The sequence below is a fragment of the Streptococcus mitis genome, from assembly GCF_001579035.1.
GTDB lineage: Bacteria > Bacillota > Bacilli > Lactobacillales > Streptococcaceae > Streptococcus > Streptococcus mitis_J.
Genome location: NZ_KQ970361.1, coordinates 1 through 221, shown reverse-complemented (window position 1 = coordinate 221; position 221 = coordinate 1). Strand labels below are relative to the sequence as shown.

Below are 221 nucleotides of genomic sequence, written 5' to 3'. Positions count from 1 at the left end.
AACCGGAACTTCATCTGTTGTTCCATCTGGATACGTTACGATAACTGTTCCTGGTTTGTTTCCTGGTGTTGCTGTGTCTGGTGTTGCATCAGCTTTCCAACTATATCTTGTTCCTGCTGGTAATCCTGATGTATCTACACTTGTTTCCGCATCTGGAACTGCGTTATGGCTGACTTCTTGGTTTGGAGTCTTCGCACCTGGATTGTATTCGTCTTTTTGTT

Annotated in this window: 1 protein-coding gene; it reads right to left on the bottom strand. The window is 43.9% G+C overall.

Annotated elements, in window-relative coordinates; translation table 11 throughout:
* Positions 1–221, bottom strand: a 221-nt coding sequence (locus tag SMIDD26_RS11065) for a Rib/alpha-like domain-containing protein (protein WP_246747049.1), incomplete at both ends; no start/stop codon positions are given.